The sequence below is a fragment of the Rhizobium sp. F40D2 genome (assembly GCF_051810745.2).
Classification (GTDB): Bacteria; Pseudomonadota; Alphaproteobacteria; order Rhizobiales; family Rhizobiaceae; genus Rhizobium.
In genome coordinates, this window is record NZ_JBPWQX020000001.1 from 21,682 (window position 1) to 39,920 (window position 18,239).

Consider the following 18,239-nt stretch of genomic DNA (forward strand, 5'->3'; position numbering starts at 1 on the left):
ACCCCTCAGGGCATGATGACGATAGGCGTATGATTGGGAACGCGGGCCCAGATATCGCGTATTTCCGCATTGGTGACGGCAATACAGCCATTCGTCCAGTCCCACAGCCGATGGGCTTGCCGGAAAAGACCCCAGCCATTGGGCAGCCCGTGGATCATGATGTTGCCGCCGGGCGGAAAGCCCCCGGCTGCGGCATTACGCTGGTCGTCGGGGCTCGGATAGGAAATATGCAGGCTGAGATGCGCCATCGACTTCGGATTGCGCCAGTCAATCTCATAGCGCCCTTCCGGTGTTCTTTCGTCGCCTTCCCGTTGCTTGGGGCCGGCGTCGGCAGCCTGCCCAAGGGAAATCCGATAGGTCGAGATCGGAACATCTCCTTTGAGAAGGACCATGCGGCGTTCGGATTTATAAACGCGGATGAGATCGGCCTGTTGCGCGAGCGGCGCATCCGGAGGCGGTGAGCCCGAGCCGATCCTCGCCATCAATTTCGTATAGGCGAAAAGGCTGACGATCACGATGGCCAGCACGATAAGCTTTCTTCTCAACGTGATCCTCGATCTGGGGCCAACGGACTAATCATATCGTGTCATTGCGCCATCATCCAGACGTGCACTCGGGATCGAGAACAATCCGACGCCGGTTTTCTTGTTAATAATTTATCAATGTTAACAACATCTTAATTGTGGAAAATCGCGTTCCACCGCGGAACATATCGTCAAGTCGCCCGTTACGACAAGGAGTTTTGAGCAGGGACAGCTGCCGGAGCGGATGCCTCTTTCGAAGTATGTGCGTAACAAGGGGACGTATCATGGCCACCAATGTCGTGCGGCGCTGGCAACGAGATGATCTCATGAAGCAGAGAGTATTGATCGTCGAAGATGAATTCCTGATCGCCCTGGATCTCGGGGCGACCGTCGAAGGCATGGGGATGCAGGTGGCAGGCCTTGCCAGCGATCGCGAGCAGGCGCTGCGGCTGGCGCCGCTTGCCGATATCGCCTTCGTCGACGTCAATCTCGCCGACGGCCCGACCGGGCCGGAGATCGGCCGGCGGCTGGCGCAAGAGCACGGCATTGCGGTGGTCTTCATGACCGGCAATCCGGAGGTCGTCGCCGATGGCGTCAAGGGTGCGGTCGGCGTGGTCCAGAAGCCGGTCATGCCATCTGTCGTGCAGCAGCTGGTCAATTATCTTGCCGCACGCCGCGTCGGCATGTTCGCGGTCGTGCCCTCGCAGATGACGGTCTTTGCCTGAACAGGAGGCTGACCGAGACCCCGGTCAGCTGGCTATGGCTGCAAACTCCGGCGGACGGCCGGCAATATCCGCCCCAAGCCTACCATAGGCCTTGAGAAACGTACGGACGGCATTGCGTGCCGCCTTATCAAGCTCTTCATCGCTGGGTGTTTCGCCAAAAAGCGTCATCATCTGCAGGTCGGCATTGGCGAGCGCCACGAACTGCCGGGCGGCGATGTCGAAATCGTCGATGACGAGCGCGCCCTTATGAGCGAGCCGCGCGAGAAGCGCGGAGAGGGCATTGGTCAGCTTACCCGGGCCCTGCTGGCGCCAGCTTTCGAACAGGTGCGGATAGCGCTCGCCCTCCGTCTGCACCAGCTTGCGCAGGAATTTTCCGTCGTGATTGCAGATGCAGTTCTTGTTGAGGCGCACGGCAAAGGCCGTGAGCTCGTCCTCCAGATCGTCGGCGTTTTCGGGGAAGCTCGACAGCACGGAGAAGAGCATCGCATTGGCGCGGGTCATGACGTCCTCGACGACGGCGACGAACAGCGTCTCTTTTTCACGGTAGTGATTGTAGATCGTCTGGCGGGAAACGCAGGCGACGGCGGCGATCTCGTCGATACTGGCGCCGGCAAAACCCTGGCGGCAGAAGACGTCGGCGGCGGCATCGAGGATCGACATGCGCTTGGCGCATTGTCCGCGCTGCGTATGCCCCCCGATCCGGACTGCCGGTGTCATGCGATCTTTCATGACAGCGAAGATAAGGCGTCTTGACGTGTTAGACAATGGCGTCTAGTTTACATCAGTGTCCAAAATTATTGACACGACTGGTTCGCCGTTGGAGATATGAGCTCCCAACTTCGTCTTCCGCGCGAACAATCATCATTGAACCTTTAAGAGCCATGCGGCGGAGCGACCATCCGATGCTTCCGCTGCGCTTTTATGAAAGATCACCCTTATGACGGCTTCCTTCTTTCGCATGGCCCTCATTCTCGGCCTTCTCTCGGCCATCGGGCCTTTCGCCATCGACATGTATCTTCCCGCGCTGCCCTCGATCGGCCAGGACCTGCATGCCGATAACAACGTCACCCAGCTGACCCTTCTCGCTTTCTTCATCTCCTTTGCGCTTGCCCAGCTCGTCTACGGGCCGCTGTCGGATATGTGGGGCCGCAAGCTGCCGCTCTATCTCGGCATCGGCGTCTTCGCCGTCGCTTCGATCGGCTGCGCACTCTCGACCAATATCGAAACGCTGATCGCCTTCCGTTTCGTCCAGGGCATCGGCGGCGCTGCCGGCATGGTCATCCCGCGCGCCATTGTCCGCGACATGCATACCGGGGTACAGGCAGCACGGCTGATGTCGCTGCTGATGCTGGTGTTCTCGATCTCACCGATCCTGGCGCCGCTGACCGGCAGCGCCGTCATCGAATTCTACGGCTGGCGCGGCGTCTTCTGGGCCGTGACGATTGCCGCCTTCATCGGCCTTGTCCTGCTCGCCACCCAACTTGAGGAAACCCGGCCGGCCAAGGAGCGCAGCGGCAGCGGCCTCAAGAGCGCCATGGCGGCCTACCGGCTGCTGCTTTCCGACCGCAATTTCCTGACGCTGACCTTCATCGGCGGCCTCGGCATTTCGAGTTTTCTGGTCTATCTCGCCAACTCGCCCTTCGTGCTGATCCAGCACTATGGGCTGACGCCGACTGAATATAGCTTCGCCTTCTCGATCAACGCCGTCTCCTTCTTTGCGGTGTCGCAGGCGACAGGCTGGCTCGGCGAGCGTTTCGGCCTGGTGCGCGTCATGCGGATTGCGGTCAGCGCCTTCGCGCTTGCCATGGTCGTCATGGCCGTGGTGATGGCCTCCGGCTTCAACCAGCTGCCCGTCATGGCGAGCTTCCTGTTCATCGGTTACGGCTTCCTCGGCCTCGTCATTCCGACAAGCGCCGTGCTGGCGCTCGAGGATCACGGCGCCATCGCCGGCACCGCCTCGTCGCTGATGGGCACGCTGCATTTCGTCATCGCCGCCGTCGCCATGGTAATATCGAGCCTGTACTTCGACGGCACCGCCGTTCCGATGGCCGCCGGTATCGCGCTCTGCGCCTTCGCAGCCTTCGTGCTGACCCAGGGAACGATCGGCCGCCGCGCCGCGGTTGCCGCCGCCGAATAATCAGGACAAGCCGCACCCGCGTTTTCGGGTGCGGCCACCAATCAGGGTTGCGGCGGCAGAGAAAATACCTCGAGCAATTGAATATTGTCGCGCCGCTCTATCTATCCTTTGACGCGAAGTATGGTCATTCCGGAGAATACGCATGGTCGATGAGAAGCGGCTGATCTCGAAAATCACCTGGAAGCTGATGCCGTTTCTCGGCATTCTTTATCTGATCGCCTATATCGACCGGCAGAATGTCAGTTTCGCCAAGCTGCAGATGGTCGATGCCCTCGGCATGAGCGAATATGCCTACGGCCTCGGCGCTTCGCTGTTCTTCATCGGTTATTTCCTTTTCGAGGTGCCGAGCAATCTCTTCCTCGATAGGCTCGGCGCCCGCGTCTGGTTCGCCCGCATCCTGGTCTCCTGGGGCATCGTCACCGTCGCGCTCGCCTTCACGCAGAATGCGACGATGTTCTATATCCTGCGCTTCCTGCTCGGTGTGTGCGAAGCCGGCTTCTTTCCAGGCGTGCTCTATCTGCTGACGCTGTGGTTTCCCTCGGTCTATCGCGGCAGGATGGTCGGGCTGTTCATGATCTTCAGCGCCATCGCCAATGCCGTCGGCGCGCCGCTCGGCGGCGTGCTGCTCGATCTCGACGGCCTTTACGGCTTTGCCGGCTGGGAGTGGGTGTTCCTGGCGACCGGCATTCCCGCCATCATCGCCGGTATCGTCACCTTCTTCTATCTTCCCGGCCGGCCGGAAAATGCGAGCTTCCTGACCGATGAGGAAAAGGACTGGCTCGAACGCCGGCTCACCGCGGAAAATGCCGGCATGGGCGAACATGCCGGAAACGGCTTCAAGGCGCTGATTGACCCGCGCGTCCTGCTGATGGCGCTCTGCTATGTCGCCTTTCCGCTATCGGCCTATGGGCTGAGCTACTGGCTGCCGACCATCGTCAAGGCCTTTGGCGTCAGCAACACGGTCAATGGTTTCCTCAACATCATTCCTTGGCTGCTGGTGGCGGTGGCGCTCTATGTCGTGCCGGCCATGGCCGACAAGGCGCAATCGAAGACGCCGTATATCGTCATCCCCGCGTTCATCGGCGCCGCCTGCCTGCTGCTCTCGGCGCTGATCCCGAACCACGCGCTGCAATTTGCCTTCCTCTGCGTGGCCGCCGCCGGGATCTTCGCGCCGCAGCCGGTGTTCTGGAGCCTGCCGTCGCGTTTCCTGAAAGGTGCGGGGGCCGCGGCCGGCCTTGCCGCCATCAATTCGGTCGGCAATCTCGGCGGTTTCGTCGCCCAGAACGTCGTGCCCTGGATCAAGGATCAGAGCGGCAGCACGATCGCACCGATGTTCTTCCTCGCCGCCTGCCTTGCCGTCGGCGCCCTCTTGGTGTTCTTCGTCACGCGCCAGCTGTCGAGCCGGGAGCCGCCGGCGGCGCCGAGCCGCGCCTGAGCGACCTCAGCGCGAAAGGGTGAAAGCGTCGCTTTCGCCGGGAACGAGTTCCAGCGGCCAGATCCGGTTGCGGGCGCCCTGCGGATAGTGCTCGGCATAGGCCGGCATGCTGGCAAGCAGGGTTTCGCCGAGCTGGGCGCCGAGATCGCGCAGCGACATGCGGAAGGAAGTCAGTGACGGCTGCAGGAAATGCGTGCGCGGCTCCTCGCGGAAACCGACGACGGCGAGGTCGCGGCCGGGCACGATGCCGGCTTCGGCCAGCTTGCGGTAAAGCCCGATCGCCATCAGCTCGTGGATCAGGATGATTGCGGTCGGCCGATCCTCGATCATCAGCAGTTCGTGGCCGGCCTGATAGCCGCCCTGCTCGCTCGACTTGACGCGGATGACGAGGGCGGGGTCGAAGGCAATGTCATGGCGTTTCAGCGCCTGACGGTAACTGTCGAGGAAGATGTAGCCGAGATTGATGTCGGAGGAGGGGGCGGCCACCGCGATCCGCCGATGGCCTTTTGCCACCAGCCGGTCGACGCCGCGGGCCGCCACGCCCTCGAAATCGAGGTCCATCCAGGTGTAGCTGCCGCCCGACGCGCTGCGGCCGAGCGCCACGAAGGGAATGCGGGCCTTTTCCAGGAGCTCGATGCGCCGGTCGGTGCGCCGGGTCGCCGAGATGATCAACGCGTCGACAAGCCGGCGCGCCACCATGCGTTTCAGATATTCGTGCGGATCCTCGTCATCGGGGCAGGGCAGCATGACCAGATCGAGCTTGTGGCGGGAAAAGACGCTCTGCAGCCCGTCGGTGACGCCGAGGAAGAAGTCATCGCTGTTTTCAACCGTCTCGCGGCTGACCTCGAGCATCAGCCCGATGACGTTGGTCATGCCCTGGCGAAGGCTGCGGCCCGACTGGTTGGCGACATAACCGAGCTCTTCGGCAGCAGCGAGCACGCGCCGGCGCGTTTCGTCATTGACGTCGGGCTTGCCGTTCAGCGCACGCGACACGGTACCGATCGAAATGTCGAGATGCTCGGCGAGCTGGCGAATTCCCTTCATCTCAGACGATCTTCCTCCGTGAAGCAATTCCGGCAAAGCCACGGCATATTTTGCGTGCGGTATTGCCTGAAACCGCTTCTTTGCCACAAGATGACGCTTGCGAAAAGCCGTGGGTAAGAGGTTACGGTTGGAAGCCTGGCAGATAGCCGGTCGGCGGCTGATGCGCGCTCCATCTCCGGCAGCTGGAGACAGGCCAGGCGGCGGGCGGAATTTTTGCGATGCTGTTATCGTCGAAAAATGCCGAGGTTGCGGGAGGCAACCTCGGCCGAGAAGGAATAGGCGCCGTCAATCAGTTCGACGACGCTGGAAAAGTTCAAGGTCTACTCGCAGACCCGCACGGTTTCTGTGTGGTGGCCGCCGTCGTAGCGGTTGCGGACGTCGCGGTCCTCATACCAGCATCTCGGGGCCGGTTCGACGTAACGCGGACCATCGACGTAGCGGGGGCCGTTATTGGCGATCGCGCCGCCGATCAGACCGCCGACCACACCTGCGGCTACGCCGCCGGCAATGATGCGGCCGGTATTATCGTGATGGTGGTGATCACGCGCGGCAGCGGGCTGAATAGCCGATCCAACAAGGGCCGTCGCGATCAACAGGCTGCTAAAAATTCTCTTCATAACTTTCTCCTCAGTGGCACCGGCCCCCGATAAAAGAGAAATGCGGCAGCAAGGCGTTTGTTCGTTCAAACTTTGCAACATGCGTTAATGCAGAAGCTGGGGTCTAGGTCGCCGACTGCGCCGTCGTCGTCTCTTCCAGCACGTCTTCGGGAATATCGTCGAAGGAGGCATAGTTGAGGTTATAAAGCCTGGAATAGAGCTTGCCGTTCTTCATCAATTGCCGGTGGTCGCCGCTCTCGATGATTTCGCCGTTCTGCAACACGATGATGCGGTCGGCTTCGCGGATGGTCGCCAGGCGATGAGCAATGACAAGGCCGGTGCGATTTTCGAGCAGCTTCACCAGCGCCTTCTGGATCAGCATCTCGGTATAGCTGTCGATATTGGCGGTCGCCTCGTCGAGCACCAGGATCTTCGCATCCGCCACAAGTGCGCGGGCAAAGCTCAAAAGCTGGCGCTGGCCAAGCGAAAGATTGCCGCCGCGTTCGCCGAGAACGCTGTCGTAGCCATCGGGCAGGCGCATGACGAATTCGTGGGCGCCGACCGCCTTGGCGGCCTCGATCACCTGTTCGCGCGTCGCCTCCAGCTTGTGGTAGCGGATGTTTTCGAAGACGGTGCCGGTGAAGAGGAAGGGTTCCTGCAGCACCATGGCGATCTGCGCGCCAAGCGAATCCTGCGTCAGCTCGCGCACATCGTGGCCGCCGACCAGCACCTGGCCCTGCTGCACGTCGTAGAAGCGGTGGATCAGCGACATGCAGCTCGATTTTCCCGAACCCGTGGGCCCGACCAGCGCCACCGTCTCGCCGGGATTGACCTTGAAGCTCACATGTTTCAGCACCGGATGTTTCGGATTGTAGCCGAAGACGACATCCTTGAATTCCACCGAGCCGTCCATGTCGCGCGACAGGGCTTTGGCGCCGGGCGCGTCCTTGATGTCGACGGGCACGTCGAGCACCTCGGTCAGCCGTTGGCCGGACGCCATGGCGCGCTGCATCACCGAATATTGGAGTGTCAGCGACCGGATCGGGTCGAAGAAGCGCTGGATGTAGAACAGGAAGGCGACGAGCACGCCGACATCGAGCGCCTGGTTGAGAACGCGGGCGCCGCCGACGACGATGACGAGCGCCATCGCCACGCCGGTCAGGCTGTCGACGATCGGCACCATCACCTGGGCATAGCGCGCCGCCGTCAGATGCGTTCTGAGGTTGGCATGCGCCTTGTCGTCGTAAAGCGTGAAGTTGACCCCCTGCCGGTCCATGCTCTGGACGGCACGCACACCATGGATGGCTTCGGCAAGCGCGCCGGCGGCAACCGAATTGGTCTCGTGCGCGGCCATGAAGGACTTGCGGGCGAGCGGCAGCCAGAACAGGCGGACGATGAACAGCACCGGCAGCACCGAGAGCGTCAGCAGCCCCAGCTTGAAATCGAGATAGAGCATGACGAAGACGATGCCGAAGAGCAGCACGATGTCCCCGACCGAGAGAACCGAGGTTTCGAGGAATTCCTGCATCGAATTGACGTCGCCCTGCAGGCGCGACATCAGCCGCCCCACCTCGGTCTTGTCCATGAAGGAGAGCGAGACGCGCTGCAAATGCGAAAACATCGCCCTGCGGATATCGAAGAGCACGTCTTCCGCGACGCCGCCGACCAGCGTCTCCTGCGCGTAGCTTGCCGCATAATTGATTGAAATGGCGATGGCGAAGGCGGCAATCGACCAGATCAGCGCCGAAGGACTTCCGCCCGGCGACATGCCGTGATCGATGGCGTAACGGATGATCAGCGGGATCAGCAACTGCATCATCGTGAAGGTCAGGACGGCGACGACCGACCAGGCGACCTGACGGCGATAGGGGCGGACAAAGGCCCAGATGCGCTTGACGATATTGCCGTCGAAGGCCTTGCCGAACATTTCCTCCTCGACGCGATGCGAACCGACGACTGCCCGCGGCGGGCGGCGCCCGTCCTCGCGAACGTCGGGACGCTCGGTTTCCAGTTCCTCGGCCATCTCACTCCTCCTGCGGCCATGACGTCGCTGGCCTGCATCTCATTGCTTTTCCTCTTCTCCCCAGCGGGGAGAAGGTGCCTGGAGGGCGGATGAGGGGGCCGCACGGCACGCCCTTATTTGCCCTTCGCTTCCGCTCAGCGCACTCGTCGCTATCGCGCCTCGTCCCCTCGCTTTGCTCGGCACTTCTCCCCGATGGGGAGAAGAGGGAAGTTACGCGCTCAACACTTCGTCGCCCGGCCGCACCTGCAGCTCGTAGAGCGCCTTGTAGCGCCCGCCGAGCGCCAGCAGCGCCGCATGTGTTCCGCGCTCGACGATCCGGCCGTCTTCGACGAACAGGATCTGGTCGGCATGCATCAGCGAACTCAGGCGATGGGCGACGATGATCGTGACGCGGTCGGCGGCATAGCGGCGCATGGCGCTGCGGATGCGCTGCTCGGTGGCCGCGTCGATCGCCGCCGTCGAATCGTCGAACACCATCACCGCCGGCTTCAGCATCAGCGCGCGGGCGATCGAAAGACGCTGCCGTTGCCCGCCGGACAGCGAAACGCCGCGCTCGCCGACGACGGTGCCGTAGCCCGTGGGCAGGCCGAGCACGTAATTGTGCAACTGGGCGCTCTCGCTGGCGCGTTCGATGCGGCCTTCCTTCGCCCAGGGGTCGCCATAGGCGATGTTGTTCTCGATCGTCGTGGTGAACAGGAAGGAATCCTGCTGCACGACGGCAACCGCCCGGCGCAGCGATTGCAGCTTCGCCTTGCGGATGTCCTGGCCGTCGATGGTGATCTTGCCGCCGCTAACGTCGTAGAAGCGCGGGATCAGATGGGCGATCGTCGACTTGCCACTGCCCGGAGGCCCGACGATGCCGACCGTCTGGCCGCGTCTGGCTTCGAAGGAGACGTCATGGAGCACGGTGCGCTTTTCCGAGCCGGGATAGGCGAAGCTGACATTTTCGAAGCGCAGTACGCCGTCGGTCACCGCCAGTTCCCTGGCATCGGGCGCGTCCTTGATCGCGATGTCGAGGTCGAGCAGGTTGAAGAGGCGTGAGCCGCAGGTGGAGGCACGGGCGAAAGCATTGACCATCAGCCCGAGCTGGCGCACCGGCATCTGCAGGATGGTCATGAAGGTCAGGAAGGAGGCGAGCGTGCCGACGGTGATCTCGCCCGACATTACCTTGCCGCCGCCGACGAAGAGCACCAGCCCCATCGCCGCGAAGAAGGAAAAGGTCATGGCGCTGGTGTTGGTCACACGGATGCCGACGCGCTGATGGGCGAGCGCCAGCGCGTTTTTCGATGCCGCTTCGAATTTCGACATTTCGTGGTCCTGCGCGGCAAAGGCGCGCACGACGCGGATGCCGCCGAGATTTTCTTCCATGATGCGGGTCAGCACCGACAGCCGCTCCTGCAGGTCGAGCCAGGTGGCGCGCAGCCTGAGCTGCGTCACTGAGGAGCGCCAGCCGACGAAGGGCACGAAGGAGAGCGCCAGCAGGCCGAGCACGATATCGGTCGACAGCAGCATATAGGCGCCGATGCCGATCAGGATCGACAGCAGGATCATCCGGACGAGCGCCGTGGAAAAATACATGCGCACGCCTTCGAGATCGAGCAGGCCGATAGTGATCAGGTCGCCGGAGTGCACGGTGTCATGGAAGCTGAAGGAGAGCCGCTGGATCTTCTCGTAGCAGGCCAGCCGCAATTCGTAGCCGATGTGATGGCCGACGGCTTCGCTGTAATAGTTCTGGACCATGGTGAAGAGGCCGCGCAACACGCTGGCGCCGAGCAGCAGCAGCGCCGTCGTCAACAGCGCGTCCTGCGCCGCCTGGCCGGCCGCACCGCCGCTCATCGCCATCTGCGTGTGGTCGACCGCCTGGCCGAGAAGGCGGGGGATCATCAGCTGAAAGGTGGAGGCGACAAGCGTGGCGCCGATCGCAAAGCCCGATTGCCAGGGGTGGCGGAAGGCCATCATGGTGATGCGCACCAATGTGAAGAGGCCTCGGCCCCAGCCTGCCGCAGTTACAAGCGCCATCGAAGCCGAAGGCTTCGTCGCGCGTATTAACGCATCGCTGCTCACGGTATTTTTTCCAATAGATGTGTGATCGGACGCTGGCCCGAAAAGACGGCAAATCCATGAAAGGATTGATAGCACCGTCACTTTTGCCGATTCCATTTGGGGGTTCAAGTAAAGAATTCACCAACTGGTTATTTTTACGTGAGGTCCCCTCGCATCCCGAAAGGAACAATCGGCGCGCGGGTGGGTTGCGGCAGACAACCCCGTCAGGCAATCATTTCCGGAGAGAGACCATGCCGCTGAAAGCCCTCGCTCTCAATGCAACTTTGAAATCAAGCGATGCCAAGGAGCCGTCGTCGACCGACCGGATGATCGGTCTCATCGACAAGGCGCTGTCGGCCCATGACGTCAAGACGGAGATGCTGCGGCTTGCCGATTTTAACGTCAAGCCGGGGGTCACATCGGACGAAGGCGAAGGAGATGACTGGCCGGATATTCGCGCCAAGGTGCTCGCCGCCGATATCCTGATCATGGCGACGCCGATCTGGCTCGGCCAGCCTTCCAGCGTCTGCAAGCGGGCGCTGGAGCGCATGGACGCCTTCCTCGACGAGACGGACGATCAGGGCCGCATGGTCTCTCACGGCAGGGTCGCGGCCGTCGCCGTCGTCGGCAACGAGGACGGCGCCCATCATGTGTCGGCCGAGATCTACCAGGCGATGAACGATCTCGGCTTCACCATTCCGGCCAATGCGGTTGCCTACTGGGTCGGTGAGGCGATGGGCTCTACCAATTTCGTCGATCTCGACAAGGTTCCGAAGGTCGTGACCAAAGCCGTCGACATGCTGGCCCGCAACACGGCGCATCTGGCGGGTCTGCTGAAGGCGAAACAATATCCGGGTGAGGGCGGCTGAAGCGGAACAGACGCCTTCGGCGCTTCTGAAACCCAATATCTTTCAACGGTTTGAGTTGCCTTTGCAAGAAAGCTCTTGCCATGCGCGCGATTTAGCGCTTTGATACACGACTAGTTTAATAGACTATAGAACGAGCGTGATTGCTCCGCTCGGGCACTTTCGAGGCCTCCGGCCCGAACCTCGATCCTGCGGCAGATGTTCGTGAACGGCCGCTTGAACCTCATCAACGCATGACCCGCTTTTATGCGTTGAAACCTCGATCGACACACGATGCGGATGAAGCCGCAAAGGAGTTGCGATGACGGTTCAGGGACTTTTTTCCGCCGGAGCCAATGCGGCGGCGCAGATATCGGCCGTGCCGCGTATTGCAATCGTCGGCCGCGGCTTTTCCGGCATGATGGCGGCCATCGCCTTGATGAAGACGCTGCGCGCTCCCTTCCATTTGCAGCTGTTCGATCCGAATTCGTCGGTCAGCGGCGGGCAGGCGCTGGCGTCAGCGCGGGCCTCAACGATCCTCAACACCCGCGTGCGCGATCTCTCGGTCTCAGTCGGCGACAATGACGATTTCAACGACTGGCTCTGCAGCAATGCCGCCTTCCGCGCCGCCGTGCCGGCCGCCATCCCCGGTTTCCGGCAGATCTTCGTGCCGAAGGAAATCTTCAGCGATTATGTCTACCAGCGTTTCTCGGAAGCGCTTGCCGCGCGCCGCGACATTACCGTCCAGGTCTGCAACGATCCGGTCGTGGCGATCCACAGGAGCCATGGCAACCGCTTCCTGCTCGAAAGCGCCAATCCTGCCAATCCGCTGTTCGATACGGTGATCCTCGCCACCGGCTACGGGCTTTGCGATCCCGATGCCGGCGAGCAGGAGGCTTCGCCGGTCAGAGCCCAGCGCCTCGTGGCAAGGCCGCATGCGGTGCTGCTCGGCAGCGGCATCCGCGTCGTCGATCAGTTGCTGCAGCTGCGCGATTCCGGTTATGCCGGCCAGGTGACGATCATTTCCCGCCGCGGCTTCCTGCCCCAGAGCCATACGCCGAATTCCGCCGATCCGGTATTTCCAGCCGAAGCGCTGCCCGAGAGCCTGCCCGACATCGTCCGCTTCATCCGCCAGGCCTGTCGCGAGGCTGAGGAAGAGGGCCGAAGCTGGCAATCGGTGATGAACGGCCTGAGGAAACATGCCCGCTCGCTCTGGCGTTCGCTGCCGGCGCGCGACAAACACCAGTTCAACCGGCATTTGCGGGCAATCTACGACAGCCATCGCAACCGCCTGCCGGAGGCGATGCATCTGCGCCTGAAACGCGAGCTTGCCGAAGGCCGCACGGTGCTGCGCCGTGGGCGTGCCGGCCGCCGGGGCCTGAGCGGCCTGTTCTTCACGCCGGCCGGCTCCTCCGCCGAGGAGATCATCCATGCCGAGCGCATCATCGATTGCCGCTGTCAGGCGCCGGATCTTTCGGCGCCGCTGATCCAGAGTCTGTTTGCCGCCGGTCTCGCCATGACGGATGAGCTCTCGCTTGGGCTGGCGGTCACTGCGCGCGGCGAGCCTTTCCTTAAGGACGGGTCGGCGGTCGCCGGACTTTTTGCCGTCGGTCCGCTCGGCCTCGGCAGCCTGCCCGATATCGATCTCGTGCCGGAAATCGTCTCGCAAGCTTATGCCGCGGCCGAACGGGTCGGCGAACGGTTCTATCCGCAGGTCAGGGCCGTCTGAAAATTGAGGTCATTTCGGAACAATTTGGCCGCCGCCGCGTTATAAAGCGCTGGTGACTAAGAGGGGCTGATGGAAGCGCTGAATCGACAAGACCCGTCTCTTAACGACGAGGGACGTTTTCGCCTTTTGGTCGATGCCATCACCGACTACGCCATCTACATGCTCAACCCCGAAGGCATCATCACCAGCTGGAATACCGGCGCTCAGCGTTTCAAAGGTTACAGGCCTTCCGAAATTCTCGGCCAGCATTTTTCCCGTTTCTATCTCGAAGAGGACCGCGCCGCGGGAACTCCGGAGCGCGCGCTCGCGACCGCGAAGGAGCAAGGCCGGTTCGAGGGGGAGGGCTGGCGCCAGCGCAAGGATGGCAGCCGCTTCTGGGCCCATGTGATCATCGATCCCATCCGCCATCCCTCCGGCGAACTCATCGGTTTTGCCAAGATCACCCGTGATCTGACCGAACGCCGGGCTGCTGAAAACGCGATCCGCCAGAGCGAGGAACAGTTCCGCCGGCTGGTCCAGGGTGTCTCCGACTATGCGATTTACATGCTCGATCCCAGCGGCAATGTCAGCAGCTGGAATTTCGGCGCCGAGCGGATCAAGGGTTACCGGCCTGATGAAATTATCGGCCGGCATTTCTCGACCTTCTACACCCTAGAGGACCGTGCCGCCGGCATGCCGCAGACTGCACTCGGCATCGCCCGCGCCGAAGGGCGGTTCGAGAGGGAAGGCTGGCGCGTGCGCAAGGACGGCACCCGTTTTTGGGCCAGCGTGGTCATCGACGCCATACGCGGCGATGACGGCCAGGTTATCGGTTTTGCAAAGATCACCCGCGATATCACCGAGAAGATGGAGACCCAGCGGGCGTTGGAGCAGGCACGCGAAGAGCTGTTCCAGTCGCAGAAGATGGAGGCGATCGGTCAGTTGACCGGCGGTATCGCCCATGATTTCAACAATCTGCTGATGGCCGTGCTCGGCAGTCTCGAAATCCTGAAGAAACGCATGCCGCAGGATCGGTCGCTGACATCGCTTGTCGATAATGCCATGCAGGGTGCCCAGCGCGGCGCGGCGTTGACGCAGCGCATGCTGGCCTTTTCCCGCCGGCAGGAACTGCATATGGAGCCGATCGACGTCTCCGGCCTGGTGCGCGGGATGATGGATATGCTGAGCCGTTCGCTCGGCCCCCTCACCAGGATCGAGACCTCTTTCCCCATCCGGCTGCCGACGATCCTGACCGATCCGAACCAGCTGGAGATGGCGATCCTCAATCTCGTCGTCAACGCCCGCGACGCCATGCCGTCCGGCGGCCGGATCCTGCTTCGCGCTGCCGAGGAATCAGTGCCATCGGGCAAGGGTCCGCTGCCGTCCGGCCGTTATGTCCGCATCGCGGTAATCGATGAAGGCGAGGGCATGGATGCAAAGACGATGGAGCAGGCAATTACGCCGTTCTTCACCACCAAGGGTGTCGGCAAGGGCACCGGTCTCGGCCTTTCCATGGTGCAGGGTCTTGCCTCCCAGTCCGGAGGCCGCCTCATGCTGAAGAGCCGCCTCGGCGAAGGCACGACGGCTGAATTGTGGTTCCCGGTCGTCACGCTCGAGCAGGTGGCCGAGGTCACCGCCGACCCGCCGCAACGCGCGGAAAATACGCCGCGCGGGCTGCGCATCGTCGCCGTCGACGACGATGGTTTGGTCCTGATGAATACGACGCTGATGCTGGAGGATCTCGGTCACACCGTGTTCGAGGCGATGGCAGGTCCGGAGGCGCTCGAGATCATGCGCAGGCAGCCGGTAGATCTGGTCATTTGCGACCATGCCATGCCGCGCATGACCGGTGCCGAGCTTGCCGAGGTGATCCGCGAGGAATGGCCGGAGATGCCGATCATTCTCGCAACCGGTTACGCCGAGCTGCCCGAAGGCACCCAGATCGCCAATCTGCCCCGCCTCGGCAAGCCGTTCTCGCAGGCGCAGCTCGCTGATGCGATCAGCCGGGTCGCCTCTTAAAGAGCACGATCGCCCGCCTATGCGCGACGCTTCTCATCGCCATTATCCCCGTCGCGGCCGGTTCCCTCCCGGATTTCGGGCGGCGTCAGAACTTGCCGTTCGACCGGGGTGACTGACGGCGCGCCGCTCAGCAGGCGCTTTTCGGTCTCTTGCAGGTCAAGGATCGCCTGTTCGATCCGCCCAGCCGGAATTTTGCGTGCGGTGACACGCCACCGATGATGCTGCCACAGCCCGACAAGCAGACGTCGGCTCGGGACTTCTATCGTCTCATGCAGGAACCATGCGCCCCCCACCGCGACGACAAGCGCAACCCCAATCAGCGCCGGTTCCGGCATCAGAGTTTCGAAACTCCGATGCACCAGGAACATGATCGGCACGTGGAAAAGATAGAGTGAGAAGCTGATCGCGCCAAGAAAACGCATAGGTCCAGCTGCCAGGACATGGGCTGCGATGGCAGGTTGTCGAGCAACGAGCGCGACAATGACCGCCGCGGCGACGGCGCTTTGCAGGCTCCAGAATTCAGGTGAAAAACCTGGCACGAGATGCCTGTACGTGAAGAACGCCGCCAGAAGAAAGAGCGTGAAAATTCCGGTGAGGGGAGATGGCGTCCATCCATCCCCGTAGGAATGGATCTTCCCGGCCAATGCGCCGAAGAGAAAATAGGGAAGCTTTGAAAGGAGCATGATTCCAGGCCCCGGCAATTCAAGCAGACCATCGACGACGACGACCACCGCGAAGCCGACGATCACCCCGCTGCAGCGGTGCGGGCGGGCTAAGCAAAGCCACAGGATAGGGAAGAGCAGATAGAATTGAATTTCGGGAGGAATTGACCAGAAAACCCCGCTCGAGCCCAGAAGTAAGACATGGCGCACAAAGTCGGTGCCGCCAATGATCGGCTGAACGAAGTCGAGATTCTGTATGCCGGACAGCATCGCCACGAGCAGCACGGCAGCCAGATAAACCGGATAGATGCGGGCAAAGCGGCTTACCAGAAAATCCAGGACGTTTTCCTGGGTCACCGGCCGAGAGCCGTAGAGATGGGCCATCAGAAAGCCGCTGAGGGCAAAAAACAGGCCGACAGCTTCGCTGCCCATGGTCGTCAAATGCACGGATGCACTTGGAAAGATAAGTCCGACATGCGCTAGAACGACCAGCAGCGCGGCGATACCGCGCAGGCCATCGAGACTGGGTATGTAATCCGGCCGGGTCATGGGCAACTTCTAAATATTCTGTTCCGGTAAGAAGTATCGGACATCGCTTTACACGATATTAATCCGGTTGCGCTCAAGCGTCCGGCGCAACCGCGTGCCGCAGTTATTGGCGGCGGCCTCTTCCGATCTCGCCGCGAAAAACGAACACCAGCAAGGCGAGCGCCATCGTCGCCAGCCCGTACCAGGTGATCGCATAGACGAGATGATTGTTGGGGAAATGGATGATCGTCAGGCCGCCGACAGGCAGTCCGCCCGGATTGGCAGCGGCGTCGGCGTCGATGAAATAGGGGGCGACCGCACCGACGGCGCGTTTTTGCGCGATCGCCGCGACATCGCGCGAATACCAGCGGTCGGCGGCGGCATCGTTGGATTGCAGCAGCGATCCCTTCGGCTCGGTCATCCTTATGAGGCCTGTGATCACGACCGGGCCTGACAATTCGCCCGCGCGGCGCGTGGCCGGATCGCGTCTGTCCATCGGCACGAAGCCGCGATTGACGAGAATGGACGTGCCGTCGGCAAGGGTCAGCGGCGTCATCACCCAATAACCTGGGCCGAGCGTCGTGGAGGCATAGACCAGCGTCTCCTTGTCGTTTGCCAACGTCCCGGTAACACGCACCCGCCGATATTCGTCATCGGCGGCATTGACCTTATCCCAATCGGCTTGCCGCGGTGCCGGAACCGGTGCCGCATGTACACGCTGGTCGACGCGGGCGATGAGGTCGCGCTTCCAGGCGAGACGCTGCACCTGCCAGGTGCCGAGCGCTGCGAGGGCTGCGGCAAGCAGCACCAGGCAGACGCAGAAGAACGCCCGTTTTGCCTGGGAAGGCCGTCTTTCCGATTTGTCCGAAGGAGCCGCGCTCATGGGCTGAACCGATGCCGGCGGCACTGCCGCCGGCGCTTCGTGATCATCACGGCATGTTCTTCATCATCTCGGGGCTCATCGGCATCATGTTGGTGTTGAGATGATGCATGACCCAGAGGGAACCGGAGAGCGCGATGGCGACGATGATGATGGTGAAGATCAGCGCCATCATCGTCCAGCCGCCCTCGCTGCGCGGGTTCATGTGCAGGAAGAAGACCATATGGACGACGATCTGGATGGCGCCGATGCCCATCACCAGCACCGCCGTCACCAGCGGGCTGGCGAACACGCCTGCCATGACCAGCCAGAACGGAATGGCGGTCAGGACGACGGAGAGCGCGAAGCCCGTCATATAGCTGCGGAAGGTACCGTGGCCGGCCTGATGGCCGTGGCTGTGGCCGTGATGGGCCTCGTGGGCATCCTCATGTGCGGGTGCTTGCGAACTCATCCGAGAACTCCCAGGAGATAGACGAAGGAAAAGACGCCGATCCAGACGACGTCGAGGAAGTGCCAGAACATCGACAGGCACATCAGGCGGCGGCGGTTGGCTTCGACCAGCCCGTGCATCGACACCTGCACCATCAGCGTGATCAGCCAGATGATGCCGAAGGTGACGTGCAGCCCGTGCGTGCCGACCAGGGTGAAGAAGGAGGAGAGGAAGGCGCTGCGCGTCGGCCCGGCGCCTTCGTGGATCAGGTGGATGAACTCGTAGAGCTCGAGCCCGATGAAGGCCGCGCCGAAGAGGCCGGTGACGGCAAGCCAGAACAGCGTTTCCGCCTTGGCGTTCCGCTCCATCTGCAGCATCGCAAAGCCGTAGGTGATCGAGGAGAGCAGCAGCATCGAGGTGTTGAGGGCGACGATCGGCAGATCGAAGAGATCGGCCGGCGAGGGGCCTGCGGCATAATTGCGGCCGAGCACGCCATGGGTGGCAAACAGCACCGCAAAGATCAGGCAGTCGCTCATCAGATAGAGCCAGAAACCGAGATTGGTGCTGTTCTCCGGATGATGGTCTTCCGTCAGGTAGAATTCAGGCTTTTCGGCCGTGTCGATGGTTTGATCGCTCATGG

General features: G+C 62.1%; 16 protein-coding genes. 6 read left to right on the forward strand and 10 right to left on the reverse strand.

What is annotated here, in order from left to right; genetic code table 11:
- Window positions 1–5: 5 nt before the first annotated feature.
- Window positions 6–545 carry a L,D-transpeptidase family protein gene (locus ACS4RS_RS22415; RefSeq protein ID WP_439013486.1) on the reverse strand — a complete coding sequence of 180 codons (540 nt, stop codon included), beginning with the start codon at window positions 543–545 and terminating at the stop codon, window positions 6–8.
- A gap of 263 nt (window positions 546–808) precedes the next feature.
- On the opposite strand from ACS4RS_RS22415, the gene ACS4RS_RS22420 reads away from it, so the two are divergent.
- Complete coding sequence (locus ACS4RS_RS22420) at window positions 809–1,249, forward strand: response regulator (protein ID WP_003595022.1); 441 nt, start codon at window positions 809–811, stop codon at window positions 1,247–1,249.
- 24 nt (window positions 1,250–1,273) lie between these two features.
- Here the strand turns inward: ACS4RS_RS22420 and ACS4RS_RS22425 are convergent, their stop codons facing one another.
- On the reverse strand, window positions 1,274–2,014 hold the full coding sequence (locus ACS4RS_RS22425) for a TetR/AcrR family transcriptional regulator C-terminal domain-containing protein (protein ID WP_439013487.1): 741 nt from the start codon (window positions 2,012–2,014) through the stop codon (window positions 1,274–1,276).
- 172 nt (window positions 2,015–2,186) lie between these two features.
- Between ACS4RS_RS22425 and ACS4RS_RS22430 the strand changes: the two genes are divergently transcribed.
- Complete coding sequence (locus ACS4RS_RS22430; protein ID WP_439013488.1) at window positions 2,187–3,386, forward strand: Bcr/CflA family efflux MFS transporter; 1,200 nt, start codon at window positions 2,187–2,189, stop codon at window positions 3,384–3,386.
- 142 nt (window positions 3,387–3,528) lie between these two features.
- Window positions 3,529–4,821, forward strand: coding sequence for an MFS transporter (locus ACS4RS_RS22435; RefSeq protein WP_439013489.1), 1,293 nt, complete (start codon window positions 3,529–3,531; stop codon window positions 4,819–4,821).
- Window positions 4,822–4,827: 6 nt separating this feature from the next.
- Here ACS4RS_RS22435 and ACS4RS_RS22440 read toward each other — a convergent pair whose 3' ends face one another.
- From ACS4RS_RS22440 to ACS4RS_RS22455, 4 genes are all read right to left on the reverse strand, one after another.
- On the reverse strand, window positions 4,828–5,865 hold the full coding sequence (locus ACS4RS_RS22440) for a LacI family DNA-binding transcriptional regulator (protein WP_439013490.1): 1,038 nt from the start codon (window positions 5,863–5,865) through the stop codon (window positions 4,828–4,830).
- Between the two features lie 320 nt (window positions 5,866–6,185).
- On the reverse strand, window positions 6,186–6,482 hold the full coding sequence (locus ACS4RS_RS22445; protein WP_439013492.1) for a hypothetical protein: 297 nt from the start codon (window positions 6,480–6,482) through the stop codon (window positions 6,186–6,188).
- A 103-nt stretch (window positions 6,483–6,585) separates the two neighbouring features.
- Complete coding sequence (locus ACS4RS_RS22450) at window positions 6,586–8,484, reverse strand: ABC transporter transmembrane domain-containing protein (RefSeq protein WP_439013493.1); 1,899 nt, start codon at window positions 8,482–8,484, stop codon at window positions 6,586–6,588.
- Between the two features lie 210 nt (window positions 8,485–8,694).
- Entirely contained in the window at window positions 8,695–10,656 is a 1,962-nt protein-coding gene (locus ACS4RS_RS22455; RefSeq protein WP_439013494.1) for an ABC transporter transmembrane domain-containing protein, read from the reverse strand.
- A 122-nt stretch (window positions 10,657–10,778) separates the two neighbouring features.
- Between ACS4RS_RS22455 and ACS4RS_RS22460 the strand changes: the two genes are divergently transcribed.
- The 3 genes from ACS4RS_RS22460 to ACS4RS_RS22470 all read left to right on the forward strand — a co-directional run bounded on the left by ACS4RS_RS22460 (window position 10,779) and on the right by ACS4RS_RS22470 (window position 15,099).
- Window positions 10,779–11,396, forward strand: coding sequence for an NAD(P)H-dependent oxidoreductase (locus ACS4RS_RS22460; RefSeq protein WP_439013495.1), 618 nt, complete (start codon window positions 10,779–10,781; stop codon window positions 11,394–11,396).
- A gap of 298 nt (window positions 11,397–11,694) precedes the next feature.
- Entirely contained in the window at window positions 11,695–13,101 is a 1,407-nt protein-coding gene (locus tag ACS4RS_RS22465; RefSeq protein WP_449314021.1) for an FAD/NAD(P)-binding protein, read from the forward strand.
- Between the two features lie 69 nt (window positions 13,102–13,170).
- Entirely contained in the window at window positions 13,171–15,099 is a 1,929-nt protein-coding gene (locus ACS4RS_RS22470; RefSeq protein WP_449314022.1) for a PAS domain S-box protein, read from the forward strand.
- Window positions 15,100–15,116: 17 nt separating this feature from the next.
- On the opposite strand, the gene ACS4RS_RS22475 is transcribed toward ACS4RS_RS22470, so the two are convergent.
- The 4 genes from ACS4RS_RS22475 to cyoC form a co-directional block, all read right to left on the reverse strand.
- A complete protein-coding gene (locus ACS4RS_RS22475; protein WP_439013497.1) occupies window positions 15,117–16,310 on the reverse strand; it encodes an acyltransferase family protein in 1,194 nt (397 codons plus the stop codon).
- A 103-nt stretch (window positions 16,311–16,413) separates the two neighbouring features.
- Window positions 16,414–17,172 (reverse strand): SURF1 family protein, encoded by a 759-nt coding sequence (locus ACS4RS_RS22480; RefSeq protein WP_449314023.1) that lies wholly within the window; start codon window positions 17,170–17,172, stop codon window positions 16,414–16,416.
- 46 nt (window positions 17,173–17,218) lie between these two features.
- Window positions 17,219–17,620: a cytochrome o ubiquinol oxidase subunit IV gene (gene cyoD, locus ACS4RS_RS22485; RefSeq protein ID WP_003595044.1), complete on the reverse strand. Its 402-nt coding sequence runs from the start codon at window positions 17,618–17,620 to the stop codon at window positions 17,219–17,221.
- Window positions 17,617–18,237 carry a cytochrome o ubiquinol oxidase subunit III gene (gene cyoC, locus ACS4RS_RS22490; RefSeq protein ID WP_007628222.1) on the reverse strand — a complete coding sequence of 207 codons (621 nt, stop codon included), beginning with the start codon at window positions 18,235–18,237 and terminating at the stop codon, window positions 17,617–17,619. Before cyoC ends, cyoD begins: the two co-directional genes overlap by 4 nt.
- Window positions 18,238–18,239 lie beyond the last annotated feature (2 nt).